The organism is Limnovirga soli (assembly GCF_013106755.1).
In the GTDB taxonomy this organism is placed as follows: domain Bacteria; phylum Bacteroidota; class Bacteroidia; order Chitinophagales; family Chitinophagaceae; genus Limnovirga; species Limnovirga soli.
The window spans coordinates 298,582-321,850 of record NZ_WHPF01000003.1; the positions used below are offsets into that span (position 1 = coordinate 298,582).

General features: G+C 40.0%; 21 protein-coding genes. 14 read left to right on the forward strand and 7 right to left on the reverse strand.

Translation table 11 applies throughout. The annotated features are described in order from the left end of the window. Window positions 1–165 precede the first annotated feature (165 nt). The 8 genes from GD597_RS05150 (at window position 166) to GD597_RS05185 (ending at window position 7,123) form a co-directional block, all read left to right on the forward strand. Entirely contained in the window at window positions 166–1,824 is a 1,659-nt protein-coding gene (locus tag GD597_RS05150) for an NADPH-dependent assimilatory sulfite reductase hemoprotein subunit (RefSeq protein ID WP_171606753.1), read from the forward strand. Window positions 1,825–1,828: 4 nt separating this feature from the next. Beyond that, window positions 1,829–2,473 carry a precorrin-2 dehydrogenase/sirohydrochlorin ferrochelatase family protein gene (locus GD597_RS05155; RefSeq protein ID WP_216368511.1) on the forward strand — a complete coding sequence of 215 codons (645 nt, stop codon included), beginning with the start codon at window positions 1,829–1,831 and terminating at the stop codon, window positions 2,471–2,473. Between the two features lie 136 nt (window positions 2,474–2,609). Then, the gene (locus GD597_RS05160) at window positions 2,610–3,722 is read left to right on the forward strand and encodes an acyltransferase family protein (protein ID WP_171606754.1); all 1,113 of its coding nucleotides are present in this window, start codon (window positions 2,610–2,612) and stop codon (window positions 3,720–3,722) included. Between the two features lie 375 nt (window positions 3,723–4,097). Continuing rightward, window positions 4,098–5,021 (forward strand): acetyl-CoA carboxylase, carboxyltransferase subunit beta, encoded by a 924-nt coding sequence (gene accD, locus GD597_RS05165; protein WP_171606755.1) that lies wholly within the window; start codon window positions 4,098–4,100, stop codon window positions 5,019–5,021. A gap of 54 nt (window positions 5,022–5,075) precedes the next feature. Further along, window positions 5,076–5,519 carry an SsrA-binding protein SmpB gene (gene smpB, locus GD597_RS05170; protein ID WP_171606756.1) on the forward strand — a complete coding sequence of 148 codons (444 nt, stop codon included), beginning with the start codon at window positions 5,076–5,078 and terminating at the stop codon, window positions 5,517–5,519. A gap of 26 nt (window positions 5,520–5,545) precedes the next feature. After that, on the forward strand, window positions 5,546–6,652 hold the full coding sequence (locus tag GD597_RS05175; RefSeq protein WP_171606757.1) for an anhydro-N-acetylmuramic acid kinase: 1,107 nt from the start codon (window positions 5,546–5,548) through the stop codon (window positions 6,650–6,652). Window positions 6,653–6,701: 49 nt separating this feature from the next. Continuing rightward, the gene (locus GD597_RS05180) at window positions 6,702–6,887 is read left to right on the forward strand and encodes a hypothetical protein (protein WP_171606758.1); all 186 of its coding nucleotides are present in this window, start codon (window positions 6,702–6,704) and stop codon (window positions 6,885–6,887) included. A gap of 29 nt (window positions 6,888–6,916) precedes the next feature. Next, the gene (locus tag GD597_RS05185; protein ID WP_171606759.1) at window positions 6,917–7,123 is read left to right on the forward strand and encodes a hypothetical protein; all 207 of its coding nucleotides are present in this window, start codon (window positions 6,917–6,919) and stop codon (window positions 7,121–7,123) included. A gap of 94 nt (window positions 7,124–7,217) precedes the next feature. Here GD597_RS05185 and ade read toward each other — a convergent pair whose 3' ends face one another. Continuing rightward, window positions 7,218–8,849: an adenine deaminase gene (ade, locus tag GD597_RS05190; protein WP_171606760.1), complete on the reverse strand. Its 1,632-nt coding sequence runs from the start codon at window positions 8,847–8,849 to the stop codon at window positions 7,218–7,220. Window positions 8,850–9,100: 251 nt separating this feature from the next. Here ade and GD597_RS05195 point away from each other — a divergent pair, with 251 nt between their 5' ends. Then, window positions 9,101–9,958 (forward strand): 3-keto-disaccharide hydrolase, encoded by an 858-nt coding sequence (locus tag GD597_RS05195; RefSeq protein WP_171606761.1) that lies wholly within the window; start codon window positions 9,101–9,103, stop codon window positions 9,956–9,958. Window positions 9,959–10,054: 96 nt separating this feature from the next. On the opposite strand, the gene GD597_RS05200 is transcribed toward GD597_RS05195, so the two are convergent. The 4 genes from GD597_RS05200 to porX all read right to left on the reverse strand — a co-directional run bounded on the left by GD597_RS05200 (window position 10,055) and on the right by porX (window position 13,537). Next, window positions 10,055–10,756 carry a ComEA family DNA-binding protein gene (locus GD597_RS05200; protein ID WP_171606762.1) on the reverse strand — a complete coding sequence of 234 codons (702 nt, stop codon included), beginning with the start codon at window positions 10,754–10,756 and terminating at the stop codon, window positions 10,055–10,057. A gap of 31 nt (window positions 10,757–10,787) precedes the next feature. Continuing rightward, window positions 10,788–11,564, reverse strand: a complete 777-nt coding sequence (locus tag GD597_RS05205) for an MBL fold metallo-hydrolase (RefSeq protein WP_317170285.1) — start codon at window positions 11,562–11,564, stop codon at window positions 10,788–10,790. A gap of 16 nt (window positions 11,565–11,580) precedes the next feature. Continuing rightward, on the reverse strand, window positions 11,581–11,856 hold the full coding sequence (locus tag GD597_RS05210) for a hypothetical protein (RefSeq protein WP_171606763.1): 276 nt from the start codon (window positions 11,854–11,856) through the stop codon (window positions 11,581–11,583). Window positions 11,857–11,980: 124 nt separating this feature from the next. After that, window positions 11,981–13,537 (reverse strand): T9SS response regulator signal transducer PorX, encoded by a 1,557-nt coding sequence (gene porX, locus GD597_RS05215; protein ID WP_171606764.1) that lies wholly within the window; start codon window positions 13,535–13,537, stop codon window positions 11,981–11,983. Window positions 13,538–13,939: 402 nt separating this feature from the next. Here porX and GD597_RS05220 point away from each other — a divergent pair, with 402 nt between their 5' ends. From GD597_RS05220 to GD597_RS05240, 5 genes are all read left to right on the forward strand, one after another. Further along, the gene (locus GD597_RS05220; RefSeq protein ID WP_171606765.1) at window positions 13,940–15,145 is read left to right on the forward strand and encodes an HD domain-containing protein; all 1,206 of its coding nucleotides are present in this window, start codon (window positions 13,940–13,942) and stop codon (window positions 15,143–15,145) included. A 64-nt stretch (window positions 15,146–15,209) separates the two neighbouring features. Beyond that, the gene (gene lpxD / locus GD597_RS05225) at window positions 15,210–16,259 is read left to right on the forward strand and encodes a UDP-3-O-(3-hydroxymyristoyl)glucosamine N-acyltransferase (protein WP_171606766.1); all 1,050 of its coding nucleotides are present in this window, start codon (window positions 15,210–15,212) and stop codon (window positions 16,257–16,259) included. 245 nt (window positions 16,260–16,504) lie between these two features. Continuing rightward, on the forward strand, window positions 16,505–17,914 hold the full coding sequence (locus GD597_RS05230; RefSeq protein WP_171606767.1) for a bifunctional UDP-3-O-[3-hydroxymyristoyl] N-acetylglucosamine deacetylase/3-hydroxyacyl-ACP dehydratase: 1,410 nt from the start codon (window positions 16,505–16,507) through the stop codon (window positions 17,912–17,914). Between the two features lie 107 nt (window positions 17,915–18,021). After that, window positions 18,022–18,846, forward strand: coding sequence for an acyl-ACP--UDP-N-acetylglucosamine O-acyltransferase (lpxA, locus tag GD597_RS05235; RefSeq protein WP_235954189.1), 825 nt, complete (start codon window positions 18,022–18,024; stop codon window positions 18,844–18,846). A 76-nt stretch (window positions 18,847–18,922) separates the two neighbouring features. Next, window positions 18,923–19,621: an ABC transporter ATP-binding protein gene (locus GD597_RS05240; protein ID WP_235954190.1), complete on the forward strand. Its 699-nt coding sequence runs from the start codon at window positions 18,923–18,925 to the stop codon at window positions 19,619–19,621. A 444-nt stretch (window positions 19,622–20,065) separates the two neighbouring features. Here the strand turns inward: GD597_RS05240 and GD597_RS05245 are convergent, their stop codons facing one another. Continuing rightward, complete coding sequence (locus tag GD597_RS05245) at window positions 20,066–21,280, reverse strand: alanine dehydrogenase (protein ID WP_171606768.1); 1,215 nt, start codon at window positions 21,278–21,280, stop codon at window positions 20,066–20,068. A gap of 262 nt (window positions 21,281–21,542) precedes the next feature. Further along, window positions 21,543–23,099, reverse strand: a complete 1,557-nt coding sequence (locus GD597_RS05250; RefSeq protein ID WP_171606769.1) for a glycoside hydrolase family 32 protein — start codon at window positions 23,097–23,099, stop codon at window positions 21,543–21,545. Between the last annotated feature and the right edge of the window lie 170 nt (window positions 23,100–23,269).

Here is a 23,269-nt window from a genome sequence, read left to right on the forward strand (position 1 = left end):
GCAGTAATGCAATGCAGCCAGAAAATTCACATTGAGTTTTTGCTGCTGGTTAATCAAACAGTACAAGAGTGCGACGCAAGTACAGCCAAATAGTACAACTATTGCCGGGTACAAAAAAGTAAAATATTAAATGTATTTAGTACAACATAAAACGTACAATGTAATATGTCAACACCCAACGAATCGCCAGTAGAGCGTATAAAAAAAGCCAGTGAAGGGTTAAGGGGTACTTTAGCTGAAAGTTTATTGGATGAACATACCGGTGCCATACGTGAAGATGACCAAACGCTTATCAAGTTTCACGGCATGTATATGCAAGACGACAGGGACAGAAGAGAAGAACGTGCCGCAAAAAAGCTGGATCGTTTATATTCTTTTATGATAAGGCTGCGTTTGCCCGGCGGATATTTAAATGCACAGCAATGGGAAGCACTGCATAATATAACCAGCGAACATGCCACACATGTTATTAAAATTACTACAAGACAAACTGTACAGTTGCATGGTATTTTGCGCAGTCATATTAAACCTGTGCTAAGCGACTTTAATAAAGTGCATCTAGATTCAATTGCAGCTTGTGGCGATGTTAACCGCAATGTAACCTGTAGCGCTCATCCAAAATATTCTGCCGTACACGAGGAAGTATTTGGATATGCCGATAAAATAAGTACGCATTTATTGCCTAAAACAAAAGCCTATTATGAGGTTTGGCTGGATGAGGAAAAGCTGGCCGAGGTAAATGAGGAAGATCCATTATACGAGAATCGCTATTTGCCCAGAAAATTTAAAATTGCCATTGCCATACCACCTTATAACGATGTGGATTTGTATACCAACGATATTGGTTTAACGGCCATAATTGAAAAAGAAAAACTTATTGGTTTTAATGTAGCTGCCGGCGGTGGCATGGGTACTACACATGGTAATCCTGATACTTATCCAAGATTGGCTACTGCATTTGGTTATGTGCCTAAAAAGGATATTTTAAAAGTGGTATATGAAATTGCCACTGTTCAAAGAGATAATGGTAACCGCAGCGACAGGAAATTATCGCGTCTAAAATATACTATTGATAAAATGGGTATTGATGTATTTAAGGCTGAGGTGGAGCGCCGTGCAGGTGTTGTATTTGCGCCGCTAAAGAAAGCCATTTTTACATATCGCCACGATGAGTATGGCTGGTTTCAAAACCATGAAGGATTGTGGTATTATACAGCTTTTGTAGAAAATGGCCGTTTGCTGGATGATGACAATGTGCAATATAAAACTGCTTTTCTTACCATTGCCAAATCGGGTAAAGCTGCATTTAGGTTTACCACCAATCAAAATATAATTATTAGCGAAATTGCACCAGCTGATAAGGAGTTTGTAGCTGCTATTTTGGAACAGCATAATATCATTAAAGTTACAACCGAGGCATCTCAGGTGAGAAAAAATGCAATGGCTTGTGTATCTTTTAATACTTGTCCGCTGGCATTGGCTGAAGCTCAACGTTATTTACCCGATTTAATAACAAAGATTGAAACCGTATTGGCAAAGCACCAGTTGCAGGAAGAAGGTATTAATATACGTATGACGGGTTGCCCAAATGGTTGTGCAAGACCCTATATTTCTGAAATTGGATTTATTGGTACTGCCTATGGGCGATATAATATGCATCTGGGTGCAGATGTTATTGGCACCAGACTAAACAAACTATATAAAGAAAACCTGAATGAAGTCGAGATATTGGATGAGCTGGATATTTTGTTTGGCAACTTTGTACAATTGCGTCATCAGAAAGAATCATTTGGCGATTTTGTGGTAAGGCAACAATATGTATAGCAATATGGAAAATACCGGCTTACATACCAATACACAAATGCCTGCAGGCAATACCAATACATTGTTCCCTGTTTTTTTAAAACTGGAACAAATGAAGGTGTTGTTACTGGGGGCAGGTTATGTTGGTTTGGAAAAATTAACTGCCATTTTAAACAATGCGCCGGCTACAAAGGTGTTGGTGGTTGCCAAAGAGGTTTTCCCTGCATTTAGGGAGGCGGCAGCATCTTTTAATAATATTACTATTATTGAAGGGGCATACAATGCCGATTATCTGGATGATTGTGATATTATTATTTCGGCAGTAAATGATATTCCATTAAGCATCATCATCAGAAACGATGCCCGGAAAAAAGGCAAGCTGATTAATGTGGCCGATAAGCCCGACCTATGCGATTTTTATCTGGGCTCTATTGTTACAAAAGGTAATCTGCGGCTGGCTATTTCTACCAATGGTAAATCGCCCACAGTGGCTAAAAGATTAAAAGAAATATTCAATGAGCTATTGCCCGATGAGCTGGATGAAGTATTGAATAATGTGCAGCAAATACGCAACCGCCTAAAAGGCGATTTTCAGCATAAAGTGCATCAGCTAAATGAGCTTACCAAAATAATGATAAGTGATGGGGAAAATAATACCCCCGTTCAATAGCAATAGCAATAGCTGAATTATAAAATATATATACCCCTTTTTTCAACCTTATATTCTCCTTATAAATTTGATTTTTAATAGCTTACATCAATCGTTTGGTTAAATTGCTGTATCATCAATTAACCAAACAACGATTATGTTTCAACCAAGCACTGCACCGCAGCGGCTCTATTCATTAGATGCGCTTCGCGGTTTTGACATGTTTTGGATCATGGGCGCCGAAGAAATTGTACACGCCATGTCTAAAGCAACCGGCTCATCTTTCTGGCAAGGTTTTTCCGAAGAACTTACCCACCCGGCCTGGAATGGTTTTCATTTTTATGATCTTATTTTTCCCATGTTTCTATTTATGGCAGGCGTAGCCACCCCTTATTCTGTTGGCCGCGAGCTGGAAAAAGGTGCAAGCCGCACAGCACTTTTGTTTAGGGTAATTAAGCGTGGGCTTATTTTAGTATTACTTGGCCTTATTGCAAACAACGGACTTAACATACAGCCTATTGCAGAAATAAGATTTGGCAGTGTTTTAGGCCGTATAGGTTTAGCATATATGTTTGCCAATATTATTTATTTGTACACCAAAGAACGTGGGCAAATAATTTGGTTTTGGGCACTTATCATTGGCTATTGGCTCTTGCTAAAATTTACTTCCGCACCAGGTTTTGCCCCCGGCGATCTTACCATGGAAGGCAATTTTGCTTCTTATATAGACAGGCTGGTATTGCCCGGTAAATTATACCTGGGTATTCACGATCCCGAAGGTTTAGCATCTACCATACCTGCTATCAGTACTGGTTTATTGGGTATTTTAACCGGCAACTATTTAAAGCATGGTACCCATACCCAAACAGCAAAGGCTTTACGCATGTTTATTGTTGGTGTTTTTTTTGTGGGCATGGCACATGTGTGGGATCTCGATTTTCCTATCAACAAAAACTTATGGTCCAGCTCCTTTGTGTTAAATGTGGGTGGCTATAGCCTTATTTTATTATCGTTGTTTTTTTATGTAATTGATGTGTTGGGCTATAAAAAATGGGCTTTCTTTTTTAGAATAATAGGTATGAACTCCATTCTCATCTACATGTCGGGGCATTTTATAGAATGGGAATATACTACCAATAGTACATTTGGCTGGCTGGGACAGCTTATTGGTAATCCCTATAATATTGTAATTATGTCCATATGCTATGTATTTGTAAAATGGCTGTTTTTGTATTTTATGTACAGGCAAAAGATTTTTTTAAAGGTGTAAAAGCTTTCTGTTGCCGGCTAAAGGGTATAATGGCAACGCCTGTTGTGTCACTCACTTGTACGGTATATCATTATTCGGCAATACGGTAAAAATAATAGCGTTAGGGATTGTAGCGTAAAGCCCGCAGCGAACGCAGTAAGCGAGGACTTGCAGCGCAAAGCCCGGCCCCTAAGGGCAACGCCATAATACTGTTTTACCGGGAAATTGAACAGATCAATGCAAAGTTTACATGCATTTTGCAATACTAATTTTAAACTAAAATTACTTATATATAGTTGAAAATAAGTGAGTTGCAATTATTTGACTGCAGAACATGGCTTAAAAAAATTGCTTATTCACCAAACTCCTTATTTTTGCTATCCTCAATTTCGCATTATGAGTATAAAAAAGGAAGAAGATATTGATAATAGTCTTTCGGGTGAAAATATACCAGAACATGCTACAGAACATAAAGGAAAATGGTATAAACGCTTAAGAAAAGGCATTACCACCTCTACTGCCGATAAAAAAGAAACACCGGAAGGTTTATGGAACAAATGCCCCGAGTGTAACTACATATGCACCACTGCAGAACTGAAAGAACACTTATATGTATGCCCTAAATGTAATTATCACCACCGTATTGGCAGTGAAGATTACTACGACATATTATTTGATAATCAGGAATATATAGTGCTGTTTGATAATATCCGGTCTAAAGATTTTCTTGGCTTTACCGATTTAAAGCCTTACCAAAAAAGGTTAGACGAGATACACGCCAAAACTGATTTGAAAGATAGTATGCGGGTAGCCGTTGGTAAACTTAACGGACAGGAAATGGTTATTGCCTGTATGGATTTTGAATTTATTGGCGGCTCATTAGGAAGTGTAATGGGCGAGAAATTTAGCCGGGCGGTAGATTATTGCATTGAGTATCATTTACCTTATATGGTAATTAGTAAAAGTGGTGGTGCCAGGATGATGGAAAGCGCATTTAGTTTAATGCAGTTAGCCAAAACAAGTGGTAAGCTGGCACAACTAAGCGATGCGCAGTTGCCATTTATTTCTTTATTAACCGACCCAACTTTTGGTGGTATTTCTGCCAGCTTTGGTATGCTGGGCGATTTAAATATTGCCGAACCCGGCGCCCTAATTGGTTTTGCGGGCCCACGTGTTATTAAAGAAACCATTAAGAAAGATTTGCCTCCCGGTTTTCAACGCAGTGAGTTTTTGCTGGATCATGGTTTTCTGGATTTTATTGTAGACAGAAGCAAGCTCAAAGACAGGCTGGCGCAATTGATTGTGCTTTTTAGAAATTAATTCATTCATTATAAGGTAATTTTGTCCCGTTCTGTTATAGACGGGACTTTTTTTATGGCAGCAAAAGAAATGAATAACAGGCAGGCGTACTTTAATTACCAGATAGAAGATAAATATGTGGCAGGCATTGTATTGCTGGGTACTGAGGTAAAATCTATACGTGATGGTAAGGTAAGTTTTAATGATGCCTTTTGTATGTTCGATCATGGCGAACTTTGGGTAAGGGGCTTATATATTGCCGAATATTCTCATGGTACAGTAAACAACCATATAGCTGTACACGACAGAAAACTACTGCTTACCAAAAGGGAACTAAAAAAACTGGAAACCAAAATAAAAGAAAAGGGTTTCACCATTGTGCCATTAAAGGTTTTTATGAACGAAAAAAACCTGGTTAAAGTGGAAATTGGTCTGGGCCGCGGTAAAAAAGAACATGATAAAAGAGATACTATCCGCAAGAGAGATGTGGAAAGGGAAATAAAAAGATATCTGCCTTAAAACTAAAATATTTTAAAGCCAGGGTTATGATGTACAGGGCAATTGGATTAATGAGTGGCTCCTCTTTAGACGGGTTAGACATAGTGTATACAGAGCTGGATAACAGTGCCGGTAAATGGTCTTATCAAATCATATGTACTGATTGTATTGCCTATAACGATTATTGGTACAACAATTTAAAAAATGCACTTCATTTAAGTGTACAGGAGTACAGTGTATTGCATACTGCCTATGGCCATTGGATTGGGGAACAGGCGAATAATTTTATTGATACCAATAACCTGCACCATAAAGTACAAATAATTGCCAGTCATGGCCACACTGTTTTTCACGCACCAGATAACAATACTACGCTGCAAATAGGAGATGGTGCTGCCATTGCTGCCGTTACCGGTATAAATACCGTTAGCGATTTAAGGGCTATGGATCTGGCATTGGGTGGTCAGGGCGCCCCCATAGTGCCATTAGGCGAGAAAATGTTATTCGCCGATTATGGTTTTTGTTTAAACCTTGGCGGCATTGCCAATATATCCTGCAACACAGGTCAAAGCTATATAGCTTTTGATGTTTGTGCCGCCAACAGGGTTTTAAATATGCTGGCTGCAGAATTAGGTAAACCATTTGACGAAGGCGGAGCCCTTGCAAAATCAGGGGTTATAGACACTGTCTTGCTTACACAACTCAATAATCTGGATTATTATAAGCAACCTTTTCCAAAGTCACTGGACAATAGTTTTGGCACCGATACCGTATTTGCGCTAATAACAAAACAGCAACCAGAAACAAGAGATGCCTTAAGAACCTATACTGAGCATATTGTACAACAATTGATATATGCAATTAACCAGTTATTACCCCAGGCAGATAAAACCAATAACAGGCACCAACAATTATTGGTAACCGGTGGAGGGGCGTTCAATACATTTTTAATTGATCGTTTGCGTGAGTCATTGGGTGTTTTTGGCATTCAGCTGGTAGTGCCAGAAACCGCTGTAGTAGCCAATAAAGAGGCCTTGATTATGGCTTTGTTGGGTGTAATGCGCTGGAGGGAAGAAAACACAGTGCTGCACTCCGTTACAGGCGCCAGCCGTAGCAGTATTGGCGGCGCAGTATGGATAGGGCAGGAGGCATAACCGGTAATATTTACCGCATAAAAAACGTTTATCATCTAATACTGTTTTTATGAAATACGGTTTTCTAATTTTAATTACACTACTGCTTTTTGCCTGCGGCAACGGCAATGCAGCAAAAGATAATGGCTACCAAACCAGCAAAGAAACCATTGCAGAAAAAGAACAAAAAAAGCCACTGCAATTTTTATCCGTTTCGGGGGATAAAAAAAGAACCTTATTGGCCAAACTGTTATAAGGGGCAATATTCACAACCATGCGGTAGTAATGGCTTATAAGGATGTGCGCATAAAAATGCTTTGTTATAAACAAGGGACCTTAACCGAAGAACATGAGGATATTATTGATGATGCCATACAACCCAATACCAGCAAGGCTTTTAAAACAAAATATCGCTTGCCAAAAGGTACAGATAGCGTCTCGCTTTCTATAATGCAGGCAACCGCAATTACAGCCAGTACAAAAGATAAATAATTTTTTGTAGCCAGCCAGCACAACTTTAATGCAGCTTTACTTGCGTCGCACACTTGTACCGAAGTAATGCTATGCAGCAAATAGCAATAATCAATTATACAAAGCTAAAACTGTCTCCATCAAACAGGCCTTTATCGCTTAATTTTAAATGGGGTATCACCAATAAAGCCATAAAACTGAGTGTCATAAATGGTGCAGATAAGGTAGACCCCAGCGATTTGGCCATGCCATCTATTGCTGTGTAAGCCGCAGCAACTTTGTATCCGTCTTCCAGGCTCATTAAACCTGCTACAGGTAGCGGCAATACCTGTTCGTTGTGTTTACTTACGCAACTTACACCGCCGGCTGCAGCAATTACAAGGTTAATGGCTTTAGCCAGACTTTCATCATCTGCACCTACCGCAATAATATTATGGCTATCGTGAGCTACAGTTGATGCAATGGCACCATGCCTAAATCCAAAGTTTTTAATAAAAGCTTTTGCCACAGGTGCCGCATGATAGCGGTTTATAACAACCACCTTCAATACATCCGCTTTTGTATTGCTAATAATGGCTCCATTTTCTACCAGTGGTGGGAGTAATAGTTTATTGGTAATCAGCTGGCCATCAAGCGCTTCTATAACGGGTATTTGTGATTTGCCATTGTAGGCAACAATAAGATCCTTTGCCAAAACCGGCTCACAGGTAAACTGGTTTATTGGCATTTCAGCAACAGATACAATATGGCTGCTTCCATCGCTTGCAACCAGTTGGCCATTGATATAGGTGTTAAGCACCTTAAAATCCTGCAGGTTATTTACCAGAATAAAATCTGCTGCATCTCCTGTTCTTAATAAACCTACATCCAGTTTATAATGTAAAACCGGGTTGATGCAAGCAGCCTGTAAAACTTTAAAAATATCAACCCCTTTGGCAATCGCCCTGGCGCAAAGCTGATTTATATGGCCTGCTTCAAGACTATCAGGGTGTTTATCATCGCTGCAAAACATCATGTTTGCGTAATGTTCTTGCAATAGCGGAATAAGCGCTTCAAAATTTTTGGCGGCACTGCCTTCGCGTATTAAAATCTTCATGCCGTATTGCAGTTTATCCAGTGCTTCCTCGCTGGTAAAGCATTCATGATCTGTAGACATTCCGGCTTCAATATATTGTTTGGCCTGTTCCCCACGTAAGCCGGGGGCATGACCATCCACCGGTTTATTAACCGCTTTGGCAGCGGCTATTTTGCGCATTACTTCCTCATCTTTAAATAGCACTCCGGGAAAATTCATCATTTCACTCAGGTATTTTATATCGGGGCTTTGCAGCAGTGCTTCTATATCCTGACTATTTAATGCAGCGCCTGCGGTTTCAAATATGGTGGCAGGCACACAACTGGGTGCCCCAAAATTGAATTTAAAAGGCACTTTTTTGCCATTTTCAATCATAAACCTCACGCCTTCGATGCCGCATACATTGGCAATTTCATGCGGATCGCTTACAGTTGCAACAGTGCCATGTGGTGTAGCCAACCGGGCAAATTCGCTGGGTATAATCATGCTGCTTTCTATATGAACATGGCTATCAGTAAAGCCGGGTATTATAAAGGGTAAACCGTCTGTTGGTGTTGAATGTATGCTGGTAATTTGTTCTATCATACCGTTGTGTATGGTAATGGCTGCAGTGTAAATGGTTTTGCTCCATACATCTGCCAGATTGCCTTTTACTACAAAACTGTTTAACATGTGCACTAAATTTTTTGTGAAGATAAACATCAACTACTGTTTAGCTGCATAGATAATCTGTAGCCGAATGGCTGCGGGGGTGAAGTGGAAAGCCCGCAGCGAACAAAGTGAGCGAGGACTTGCAACGTAACACCCGGACAACAGCTTAATAAAAATAATTTGCCGATAGCCCCTAATTGAATTTACCAAAGCCGGTTAAATTGTTTTGCTTATCTTTTATGCCAATTTTTGAAACTATAAATACTACACTGATGAAGAAAAAATTTGCCTGTTGCCTGCTATTTGCTGCTTTGTGTACTGTTGCAAGTAATGCACAAAAAAAGGTGGATAAAGAAAATTGGGTTAGCCTGTTTAATGGCAAGGATATAAAAGATTGGACAGTAAAAATTAACCATCATGAAGTAGGGGAGAATTTCGGTAATACGTTTAGGGTAGAAGATGGTATGGTAAAAGTACGCTACGATAATTATGGTGCATTTAACGAACAGTTTGGTCACCTGTATTTTAATACGCCCTATTCCTATTATAAGCTGGTGGTAGAGTATAGGTTTGTGGGCGAATGGAAAAAGGATGCCCCTGAATATACCCTGGAAAACAGCGGGATTATGTTTCATTCTCAAGACCCGCATACCATGCCTAAAGATCAGGACTGGCCTATTTCTGTTGAGTTTCAGCTGTTAGCCGGTTTGGGCGATGGTAAGCCAAGGCCTACGGGTAATATGTGCTCGCCGGGTACAGATGTGGTATACAATGGGAAAATAGATCCAAGACATTGCATAGAATCTACCTCTAAAACCTATGATGGCGACCAATGGGTACGTGCCGAGTTAATAGTGCTGGGCGATTCGCTGGTAACACATATCATTAACGGCGATACAGTTTTACAATACACCAAACCCCAAATTGGTGGTGGTGTGGTAAACAATTATAAGCCTGAAATTAAGATTGATGGCAAGCTTTTGTCATCTGGTTTTATTGCATTGCAAAGCGAGGGGCAGCCGATAGATTTTCGTAAAGTAGAAATTTTAAATTTACAGGGATGCATGAACCCGAAATCAAAAAAATATAAAAGCTATTATATAAAGCCCGATGATGCAAATTGTAAATAAAGCAGCCTTGTTTTAGCCATACTTTAGGTGCTCATGGCATCGCCGCTTGCGTCGCACTCTTGTACTGATGGTACAATATGCAGCAGATAGATTTTGTTATTCCGGCTCCTTATAAACCGAAATGGTTAAATAAGGTTTTATGGTTTCAAATAGATCTTTATCAAGTCCAGAGGTATTAACAATATCTTCTATCGCAGTAAAACCATGAATGGTAGTTCTGAATTTTACAATACGGTTAGCCAATGCTTCGTCAATGCCCGGCAGGGTTTCAAAATCAGAAGCGGAAGCTGTGTTAATATCAATCATTTTATTGTTCTTTTTTGCAACAGCTTTTTCTTGTTTTACAATTGGCGCTTTTACTATTGTATCCTGTGTTATGTCTAGGCTTATATAAGGCATTAACAGGTTTACGGTATTGCTATTAATGCCTGGTATTTTTGCAAAAGCTTCAGGGCTACCAATGCTACCACCTTTTTGTCTGAAAATTATAATTGCGTTTATTTCATCTTCCTGTACGCCCATTGCTTCCAATGCTGATGCGGTAACTGTATTGGGATTAAATTTAAATGGGTGAAATGAATTAGTAGCATTAGCATTATCTGCTAATCCACTTTCAGCAGATGATTGTGCGGCATTAAGCTGTGCCTGTAAATCGGCCCGCACAAATGGTTCCTTAAACGAAGGCGTAAATATAAAAGGTAATAGCGCAGCAACTACAATAATAGCAAGCAATATACTTATGGCAATTCTTTCTTTTTTGGTGAAAGTAAAATAGTCTTTCCATGTTTTTTGCCACATAAAAAAAGTATTAGGGTAAAAGCCAATTATGTTATACTGTTAACTGCAAGCCATCGTATGCCATATGAATGTGTGCCGGTAATATGTGTTCAATTTCCTCGTGCCGCCCCAATTGGTGGCTAATATGCGTAAAGTATGCTTCTTTAACCTCGAGTTCTTCTACCAAATCTATGGCTTGCTGTAAGGTGAAATGCGAGATATGGTCTTCTTTGCGTAAAGCATTTACCACCATAATTTCGCTGCCTCTTATTTTTTCTTTTTGTGCTTCGTCAATTCGGTTAGCATCGGTTATATAGGTGAAATTGCCAAAACGGTAGGCGTATACCGGCATTTTATAGTGCCACACCATTATGGGTATTACCGGTACATCGTTAATATTAAAAGGGGTTTCATCTATGGTAATCAGGTTTAACTCTGGTATGCCGGGGTATCTTTTATCTGCAAATACATAAGCAAATTCTCTTTTTAAGGCTTCTTCGGTAAGTGAATTGGCATATACATCCATTGCTTTACCTGAGAAAAAGTTATAGGCACGCACATCATCCAGCCCGCCGGTATGATCTTTATGCGGATGGGTAAATAAAACCGCATCCAGCTTGTGGTTGTTAATTCTTAACATTTGTTGCCTGAAATCCGGCGTAGTATCAATTACAATATTGGTATGGGCAGTTTCAATTAGTATACTTGTTCTTAAGCGGTTATCTCTTGTATCAGCAGAAGTACACACATTGCAGTTGCAACCAATCATGGGTACACCGGTGCTGGTGCCTGTGCCTAAAAATGTTATGTGGAGGGATGGGTAGCTCACAATTCAAAAATAAAACCTATTTGCTTTCTAAAGTAGTTTTCTTCAAAACCTCTTCGTATAATTTTTGAGATTCATGGGTAAGTTTATCAAAATCTATTTTTAGTTGGGGTATTAGCTCAATAAGGGTATTAATTCTGCCCTCAGTATCCAGAAACTTATTCAGCACTACCATTTTCTTTGCCTCCAGCAGGCACCACCCACTTTGAAAAGTGCCTCTTTCATAGCGAACCGTATAATCAGATTCGCCCAGTATATTCGACAGTTTATCTAAGCTTGTTTGTGTAATCTTCATCTCTTCCTCATCCCCTAAAGGGGGGTTATAAGTAGGGCAAAATTAAATCTACTCTTTGTTATATAATGCCTGTTTTATCCACAGGTTGCCACCTGTTTGGTCCGGTTATTTAAACCGCCATTCACTATTTACTCGTCATTTTTATTACCGGAATGATCATTTCTTCCATACTAATGCCCCCATGCTGAAAGGTGTTTTTATAATAATTTACATAGTAATTGTAGTTATTGGGGTAGCATAAAAAACCATCTTCCTTTGCAAAAATAAAGCTGGAATTTACTGTAGGTGTGGGCAAGCCAGCCTCTTTAGGGTCGCGGAAGGCCAGCACTTCTTTTGCTTCGTAGTTTAAATTACGACCATGTTTATAGCGCAGATTGGCGGTGGTTTGTTTATCGCCAATTACTTTATAAGGCGTTTTAACCCTAACACTTCCATGGTCTGTGGCCAATACAATATTTATTTTTTTATCGGCAATTTTTTTAAGTGCCTGATGTAGCGGACTATGCTCAAACCAGCTACGGGTAATACTGCGGTAGCTTATTTCATCGGCGGCAAGTTCTTTTAATACTTCCATTTCTGTGCGGGCATGGCTAAGCATATCCACAAAATTGTAAATAATAATGTTTAAATCATTGCTTAGCAGATTATGAATATTGTTCAGCATCTGCTGCCCGTCGTGATGATGTACCACCTTGGTATAACTGTATTTAATATCTTCTCTTCTTAATCTTTTTAACTGCCCTTTAAAAAACTCTTCTTCAAACATATTCTTACCACCCTCATCTTCATCGTTTTTCCATTGTATGGGGAATTGCTTTTCAATATCAATAGGCATTTGACCGGCAAATATGGCATTGCGGCAATATTGGGTAGCGGTGGGTAAAATACTGTAAAAAGTATCTTCTTCGGCAATTCTAAAACTTTCTGCAAAAATGGGTTGTATGCTTTTCCATTGATCGTAGCGCAGATTGTCTATTACAATAAAAAAAGTGGGTACGCCTTTTTCCAGTGTGGGTAATACCTTGTTTTTAAACAGGTTATGGCTCATTACCGGTGCATTACTGGTTTTTGGGTTTAACCAGCCAGCATAGTTTTTAGAGATAAATTTAAAAAACTCTGTATTGGCTTCCTGCTTTTGCGATTGCAGAATTTCCCTCATTTCCGGACTATCGCTCTTTTCCATTTCCAGCTCCCAGTAAACCAATTTTTTATAAATGTCCATCCATTCATTATAATCCGGGCTGCTGTTAAGGGCCATAAATAAATTTCTAAACTGCTGCTGGTAGGCGGTATTGGTTTTTTCTGATACCAGCCTTTTATTATCTATAATCTTTTTAAGACTTAACCATACCTGATTGGGGTTTACAGGTTTTATCAGGTAATCTGATATCTGGCTGCCAATGGCTTCATCCATCAGGTTTTCGGTTTCGTTCTTGGTTATCAGCACCACCGGTATCTGGTTATTAATTTCCTTTATTTTTTGCAGGGTTTCCAGTCCGGTAATGCCGGGCATCGATTCATCCAGCAATACCACATCAATATAATGTTCCTTTACAAAGTCTATGGCATCAAAACCATTATTAAGGGTATGCACTGTATACCCCTTGTTTTGTAAAAATATTTTTTGCGATTGAAGGCTTTCTATTTCATCGTCTACCCAAAGTATAGTTGCTAATGACATATCCAATATTTTATTAATGCTATTAAGTTAATTTAATTTATGCAGCTGGCCTTATTTTACTCTAACGATAATTGTATAAGCAATGGTATTAGCCCGGCTGCAATACTTGTATCAGGCTTTACTTGCGTCGCACTCTTGTACTTTCTGAACCAAATGTGCTTTTAGCTGTTAGCCTTTAGCTATTAGCCAACAGCCAATGCCTATTCTGCAGTTCAAGTGTGCGACGCAAGGATGATGCACATAGATAAAATGCCTGGCCCATACTTGTATTACACAATTCATGCCTTTTATATATTACCAGGCTTTGCAATTGCGCCAAATTAGAACATAAAAATACAAACCACTACATGTTGTACTTTTACGGCGTTAAGGGTTTATCAATTTAACATATCACCAACAGGCATGCAAGTACCCAAGAGAAAAATTATCAACGATCCCGTACATGGTTTTATCACTATCGATCATCCGTTGCTGTTTAAGATTATTGCGCATCCCTATTATCAGCGTTTAAGGCGTATACACCAAATGGCGCTGGCACACCTGGTTTACCCCGGGGCCGTTCATACCCGCCTGCATCACTCTTTGGGTGCTTACCACCTAATGTGTCTTGCCGTTAATGAACTGCGGAATAAAAGTGTACCCATTACCGCAGAGGAAGAATTGGCCGTTAAAGCCGCCATTTTATTACACGATATTGGCCATGGCCCCTTTTCTCATGCATTGGAGCATGTATTAATTCCCGGTGTACACCACGAAGCGCTTAGTCTGCAAATTATGCAATCCCTTAACGCAGCATTTAATAATGAACTTTCCCTTGCCATTAGCATTTTTACGGGCAAATACCATAAGCCGTTTCTGCATCAACTCATCAGCGGCCAACTGGATGTAGACCGTATGGATTATTTAACCCGCGATAGCTTTTTTACCGGCGTAAGCGAAGGCGTTATTGGCTACGACCGCATTTTAAAAATGTTTACCGTAGCCGATAACCAGTTAATGGTAGAAGAAAAGGGCATTTACAGTGTAGAAAAATTTTTGGTAGCCCGCAGGCAAATGTATTGGCAGGTATACCTGCATAAAACTGTTTTAGCGGCTGAGAAAATGCTGGTGCACATTATAGAAAGGGCCCGGGAAATAAAAGCAAGCTGTTCTTCATCCACTTTAAATATGTTTCTTAACCACTCATACAATAAGCAGGAAATGTATGAGCGCCTTTTCGAATTTTGCCATCTGGACGATTATGATGTGGTTAGTTCGGTAAAAGAGTGGATGCATCATCCCGATAAAGTACTGGCTACCCTTTGCAAAAACATTTTAAACCGGAAACTGTTAAAGTGTAAGTTGCAAACAGCTTGTTTTGAGGAAACTCTGGTTAACCAGTTCAGGGTTAAAGCTGCTGAAGCATTGCAAATATCAGTGGAAGAAGCCCGGTATTTTGTGTTTACAGGACAAACACAAAACACCACTTATGCCCAGGGAGATGAGCATATTAATATATTATTTAAAGACGGTAGCGTTAAAAACATTTCGGGGGTTGATAATGCCCTGATTAGCCAAACACTGTCAATGCCGGTAAAAAAATTTTACATTTGTTATTTAACTGAATAATTAATTGTGCAGAAATTCAGTTTTAAAGCAGAAATTTAGTAGATAAACATTCAACCAGATACGTATGCAATTTACTGCAGGGCAAATAGCCGCACTAATCAATGGTCGTGTAGAAGGCAATGCCTCTTCAGTAGTTGATTCATTTGGCAAAATTGAAGAAGCCACCCCTAGCCAGCTTTGTTTTTTATCCAATCCCAAATACGAAGATTATTTATATACCACTAAGGCGGCTATTATAATTGTAAATGAAAGTCAGGAGTTAAAGCAACCCGTGCAACCCACACTTATTCGGGTAATCGATGCCTATACTGCTTTTGCTACTTTACTGCATAAATACCAGCAAATGGCCACCCAGCAGTTAAGCGGTATAGAGCAGCCCTCATTTATACATGCCAGTGCGGTGTTGGGTAGTAATGTTTACTTAGGTGCTTTTGCCTATATAAGCGAGCAATGTACTATTGGTAATAATGTTAAAATATTTCCGGGCGTATATATTGGCACTAATGTTACCCTGGGTGAAAATACCATTCTAATGCCCGGCGTAAAAATTTATGCTGATTGCATTATAGGTAAAAATGTAACCATTCATTCTGGTACAGTAGTGGGTGGCGATGGTTTTGGATTTGCCCCGCAGCCCGATGGAACTTACCAGAAAATACCGCAAATTGGCAATGTCATCATCGAAGATTTTGTAGAAATAGGCTCAAACTCTACTATCGACCGTGCTACCGTGGGTTCTACCATCATTAAAGCAGGCGCCAAGCTGGATAACCTGATACAAATTGCCCATAATGCCGAAATTGGCAATAATACTGTTATCGCCGCCCAAAGCGGGGTAAGTGGTAGTACCAAAATTGGCAATAATGTACTTATTGGCGGTCAGGCAGGCATTGTGGGGCATATTCAAATTGCCGATGGTACCAAGATAAATGCACAAAGCGGCGTAAGTAAATCGGTAAAAACCCCCAATACGGTTATAACCGGTTCCCCCGCTTTTGATTATACCAGCGCCTTACGCAGTCAGGCGGTAAGCCGCAATTTACCTGAGTTGGAAAAACGTGTTGCCGAACTGGAAAAACTGGTACAGCAACTGTTACAGGAGAAACTGGTGTAAGCAAATACATTGTATAATACCAGCCAATTGCCCATGGCATCTTTCCTTGCGTCGCAATCACTTCATCGGTTGGTTAAATAGCAGCTTTTTTTAAAACCACCCTTCTAATGTGGTTAAACCTTATTTTTGCACCCAATTTTGCTCAATAGTATATCCCAAAGTACAAGAGTGCGACGCAACGGCAGTTAAATGCTTTTGCTGTGGTTGGGCTAATAACAGCGATTTTGGATATATAAATACAAGCTATGAATTCGAATTTTAATCCAGACAGGCAGCATACACTTACCGGCGAAGTAAGTATAAGTGGTACCGGTTTACATACCGGTGTATTGGTAAATATGACGCTAAAACCTGCTAATCCCGGTTTTGGTATTCAGTTTCAACGGGTTGATTTACCAAACCAGCCAATTATAAAAGCCGATTGCGACCTGGTAACAGATACCAGCCGCGGTACCACCTTACAGGTAGGCGATGCCAAAGTAAGTACAGTGGAACATATATTGGCTGCACTAGTAGGCATGGGCGTAGATAATGTGCTTATTTGCCTAAACGGCCCAGAAATTCCCATCATGGATGGCAGCAGCGAGCCCTTTATAGAAATTATTGAAGAAGTAGGCGTACTGGAACAGGAAGCCGCTAAAAGCTGGTACAGCCTTGACGAAAATATTTACCATTACGACGAAGCCAAAAGGGTAGAAATGGTGGCGTTACCGTCACTCGAATACCAGATTACCACGCTGATAGATTTTAATAGTCCGGTTTTAGGCACTCAACATGCCGGTTTAAAGAAGATGCAGGATTTTAAAGCAGAAATAGCGCCCTGCCGTACTTTTTGTTTTTTACATGAACTGGAAATGTTGCTGGACAACAACCTGGTAAAAGGTGGTGATATTAATAATGCCATTGTGGTGGTAGATAAGCCCGTTACCGAAGAAGAAATGAGCCGTTTGGCAAAAGCCTTTAAACGGGATAAGATTGAAGTAAAAACCGAAGGCTACCTAAATAACCTGGAATTACGTTTCCCCAACGAACCTGCAAGGCATAAATTGCTGGATGTGGTAGGAGACCTGGCATTAATTGGTTATCCTATTAAAGCCAAAATAATAGCCAACCGCCCGGGCCATAGTACCAATGTAGACTTTGCCAAAAAGATAAAACAATACATTAAGAAAAATAAGCATGTAAAAGATGTGCCGGTATACGATCCATCACGCCCACCGGTTTTTGATTTGGAGCACATTAAAAAAACATTGCCTCACCGCTATCCGTTTTTATTGGTAGACAAGATTATTGAACTTACCGATACCCGGATTATTGGTATAAAGAATGTTACGTTTAATGAAGAATTTTTTCAGGGCCATTTCCCCGGAAACCCTGTAATGCCGGGCGTTTTACAAATTGAAGCGCTGGCACAAACAGGTGGTATTCTGGCCATAAACAATATGGGTGAAGGCAATTATAACACCTATTTTTTAAAAATAGATAATTGCAAATTCAAGCAAAAAGTAGTGCCGGGCGATACAATGATTTTAAAAATGGAACTTATATCGCCAATACGCCGCGGTATTTGCGAAATGAAGGGTACTGTTTATGTTGCAGGTAAAGTTACCACTGAAGCAGACCTGGTGGCACAGATTGTAAAAACCGACAAATAGCAGATTTACACCGTTATTAAATTAATAACTTTATTTTTGCTGCCGGTATTTACTGGCAGCAATTTTTATACATGGTAGATTTAAAACCGAACAAATAAAGCGCTTCTTTGCAAAATGAAGCTGGAGACGACCACATGATTCATCCGCATACGTATATTCATCCCAATGCCCGATTGGCGCAAAACGTTAAGATTGATCCTTTTACTGTTATTCATCAGGACGTTGAAATTGGTGAAGGTACCTGGATAGGTAGTAATGTTACCATCATGGAAGGTGCCCGTATTGGGAAAAACTGTCGCATTTTCCCCGGTGCAGTAATTGCAGCCACTCCACAGGATCTTAAGTTTAATGGGGAAAAAACCTATGTGGAAATTGGCGATAATACTACCATCCGCGAATTTGTTACCATACACAGAGGCACAACTGACCGTTTTAAAACCAAGGTTGGCGAAAATTGTCTGATAATGGCCTACAGCCATATTGCACATGATTGTATTATTGGAAATAACTGTATTATGAGTAATAGCTCACAATGTGCCGGACATGTGGTAATGGGCGATTGGGCCATTGTAGCTGGGGTTTGTGCCATACATCAGTTTGTACATATTGGTCAGCATTCATTTATAGCAGGAGGTAGTTTGGTGAGTAAGGATGTGCCACCTTATATCAAAGCAGTTAGAACGCCATTAAGCTATGGCGGTGTAAACAGCGTTGGGTTAAAAAGACGTGGATTCTCCCTTCAGCAAATCAATGGTATTTTAGATATTTACCGCGTTATCTATAACAAAAACCTCAACATAAGTCAGGCACTGGAATATATTGAAGAAGAGTTTCCGGCTACCGATGAGCGTGACGAGATTGTAGGTTTTATTCGTGAAAGTGGCAGAGGTATTATCAAGCGTTTTGCCAAAGGTGCCAACGAAGACGAATAATTTCTTTTCGGCTTTATAAACATATATAAAGTAAAATACCAACCTGTTATTTGCCTAACCGCATTATTTTTCTTGCATGCAACAACAGCCTTCATTAGCAAATGCAGATATGGATGCAACACCCACCGGTGGTGTTACCAATGGCTTAAGCATAACCGTACACAATGCAGCCAAGCGTTTTAACAGGGAATGGATATTCAGAAACCTTAGCTACCAATTTATTCAGGGCAATACATACGCAATTACCGGCCCCAATGGAAGTGGTAAAAGCACATTGTTGCAAACAATTGCTGGCGCCATAGCCCCCAGCGAAGGCAAACTGGTATTCTCCACCTCATCAAATACTGCAGAAACGGTGGTGGATGAAGAAAAAGTACATGCCTGTATTTCAATAGCGGCGCCCTACCTGGAAGTAATAGAAGAAATGACGGCTGCTGAGTTCCTGCAGTTTCATGCGCAATTCAAATCATTTTTGCCCAATATCAGCATAGCAACTATCCTGGAGTTAATAGGATTAACTGCTGCCAAAAGCAAGCAAATTAGGTTTTATAGCAGCGGTATGAAACAAAGAATAAAACTGGCGCAAGCTATTTTTACTGATGCCCCCGTGCTATTGCTGGATGAACCCTGCACCAACCTGGATGCCAGCGGCTATCGACTCTACCACCAGCTTATAAACGATTACTGCTCCCGAAAACTCGTTATCGTTTGCAGCAACGATATCAATGAATACGACTTTTGTAAAGAACGCCTGTCCATCCTCGATTATAAATAAGCTGCTCTGGTAAAGGCTGTTTCAGATTGCCACTTTAAAATAATACTCCATTTTTTTATTATACCGGCTGTAGAATAGGTATGATGCCTGGTTGTGTCACTCACTTGTACTCCAGCGCCATGGGCAGCATAAAAAGCAAAAAAAAAGCCACAGGTAGACACCCGCGGCAGTTTCAATTTCAACCCTAAAATATGTAAACGCTTAAAGCGAAAAAACCATTTTTGTAAACCCGGTTGCTTGCCGTGTTTCTGAAATTAAAAGTAATCTAACCCAGCTTCACATTCTCAGTGATATACGCTAAACGGGAAAATATGGCAGATGAGCAAGTATAATTTGTGTTTGCATACCATTAACATGTTCTATTGATAATGAATAGCTTGGAGGTAATAAAAAACAAATCCGCCCAGTTGAGCGGATTTGTTATATAATAGTTGGTTCAGTATTTTATCTGCGGCTGGCTATCAGTAGGTTTAAGTCGGTATATTTCATATCGAACCTTTGGCTAATGTAAAAATTGGTAAGATGGCCTTTGTATAAATATACCCCGTTACGTAAATTAAAATTATGCCATAACATTTCATCAAAACCACCTTCATCGCTGGCGGTGAGTAATAAGGGCATTAATACATTGCTAATGGCGTGGCTGGCAGTTCTTGCAAAACCACTGGGTATATTGGGTACACAATAATGTATTACATCGTATTTTAAAAATGTGGGGTGTTGGTGGGTAGTAATTTCACTTGTTTCAAAACAGCCGCCACGGTCAATACTTACATCAATAATTACACTGCCGGGGCGCATGGCGCTTACCATTTCTTCAGTTACTACAATGGGGCTGCGGCCACCTTCATTGCTTAGTGCACCTACTGCCACTTCGCAGGTTTTTAACTGCTTGGCCAGTATTTTAGGTTCTATTACACTTGTCCAAACCCTTACGCCAAGGTTGTTTTGCAAGCGTTTTAAACGATAAACATTATTGTCGAATACTTTTACTGATGCGCCCAATGCCAATGCCGTTCTGGTAGCAAATTCACCAACCACACCGGCTCCAATAATAATAACTTTTGTAGGTGGAATGCCACTAATGCCACCTAACAATACACCCTTGCCATTATTGGGACTACCCAGGTATTGACCGGCAATTAACATTACGGCGCTACCGGCAATCTCGCTCATGCAACGTACAATGGGGTAGGTGCCACTATCGTCTTTCAGGTTTTCAAAACCAAGACCGGTAATGCGTTTTTCCATCATTTTTTCCAGTATGTTTTTTTTCAATACCGGCAAATGAAGCGGTGAAATGATGGTTTGGTTTAATTGCAGGTAGGGCAGATCATCTTCTAAAACGGGGGCACTTTTTATTAATATGGGTGCTTTGTATACTTCTGCTTTGTCGTATACTATACGGGCACCTGCTTCGCTAAATTCGTTATCGCTGTATTTGCTGCCTTCGCCGGCGGTGGTTTCTACCACTACTTCGTGGCCGTTATTTACCAATACGCCTACCGCATCGGGTATAAGTGCCACACGGTTTTCCTGAAAGGCATTTTCTTTGGGCAAACCAATAAATAACTTGGCGCCGCTTACTTTTATATCTAAGGTTTCTTCCAGTGTTTCGTAACTGAAAGAAGTACTTACTACCGGTTTTGATTTTGACATTAGTGCATTATTGGTAAGGTAGCATTCAAATTACACCATTTATGGCATATTTTGTTTACGCTTTTGTAAAGGTAAGTTACGGCCATTGGTTTTCATAGTCCAGGTATTGTTGAATTGTAGATTTTGGTGTGTTTAACAGGCTGCTTACAGCTGCATTAATTACTGTAGTACAAGTGTGCGACGCAAGTAAAGCCGCATTAATACACAATAGCCGGGCTAATAACCCGGCTACTTACACCATAATTTTTTTATGTTATTGCTTTTAGTGTAAAGTTTTATTTACCTGTTTTATGTTGATATCCTCAAAACTGGCTTTGCCATTTTTGGCAAACAATTCAATATTGCCCTGGTTGTGTTTGGGGAATACCTGCGTGGTTAATGCATACGCACCATTGTTTACAAAAACTTCTATTACACTTTGATCTAATAAAATTCTGAGGTTGATTTTTTGGGTGGTTGGGGGTAGTTGCAGCGAGTCAACACTGGCAAAGGATGTATTAAAACTTGTATCGCCTGATGTGGTGCGGTTAATGCTGATTATTTTGGTGATATTGTTATAGGCAATGGTTGTTTGCTCGGGCCCGCTTTTAAAAACCTGTATGCCGGCTTCCTGTGCCGCATCAAGGGTAAAAGATATATCCAGCGCAGTGCCTTTGGCTGAATCGAGCATTTGTGCCGTATTGTTTAAATTAATGCCTGCATTGCTGTATAGTTGTTGTTCATGTGCATTTAGTTCTGCCACCGGTTGTTGGAAAAGTTGCAGTCCGGCAGGTGTGTTTTGCAGACTTAATTCCCTTGGAACACTATATATTCCTCTAAAACCTTTGGTAGGAATATCGTTGGCATAATTCCAGCAATTGGCCCAACCTATCATGATACGGCGGCCATCGGTGTTGGGCATATTATTAAAGGTTATGCCGGCATAAAAATCTTTGCCATAATCTATATAAAGGGGATAATTAAGTTTATCGGCAATAAAGGTTTTGCCATTAAAGGTGCCAATAAAATATTGTACGGCAATAAACCCTTTTTGCTGGTGGCCTGCTGACAAGGTTAGTACCCATTTTGTTTCGTTGCTGCCTTCTACCTGTAGTGGAAACAAATCGGGGCATTCCCATATTTTATCTACATTACCTATGCCTCCAAATTCGCTTAAAAGGGTCCAGTTTTTTAAATTGGCGGATGCATAAAACTGCACCTTATATTCCAGTGGTTTAACCACGGCCATTACCCATTTTTTTTCTGGTGCATACCAAAATACTTTTGGGTCGCGAAAATCGGTTAAATGCAAGTCGAGCACGGGGTTACCTGCATATGGTTGCCAGGTTTTGCCACTATCGGTACTATAAGACAGGCTTTCGTGTTGGGCAATGCCAGTACCGGCTTTATCTACATGTGAAGTATAAATGGCTACCATTGGTGGCTGGCCATTAATACCAAAGCCGCTGGTATTAAAACTATCTACCACTGCGCTACCGCTAAAAATCATGGTGGTGGTACTGTCTGCATGTTGTATTTCGGGAATAGCCAGTGGCCATTCAGACCATGAAAAAAGATCGGTGCTTACGGCATGGGCCCAGCTCATATGCCCCCATTTATCGCCCTGTGGATTGTATTGCGCAAACAAATGATATTGACCATTGGCATATACCAAACCATTGGGGTCGTTGATCCAGTTAGAGTCTGTGGTAAAATGGTACAGGGGTCTGTACGAAACGGTATTATTACCATAATCCTCTGAGTTCATAGTGGGTTCATTATTGCACGCTTCAAACATAAACACACTTGTTACAATTAAGAGGTAAAAAAAATGTTTCATAATTATATTTTAAAAAAGGGGAAGGTTTGGAAAAACTGCTTGCTTATGACTTTTATTAAAATTCCGCCCTTCCCCTGAAAAATCAAAAAAAATAAAGTAATAATTTTAGTACCGTGCATTAGTATCACTTATCATCACCTCTTGCGTCGCACTCTTGTACGTTAGAATCA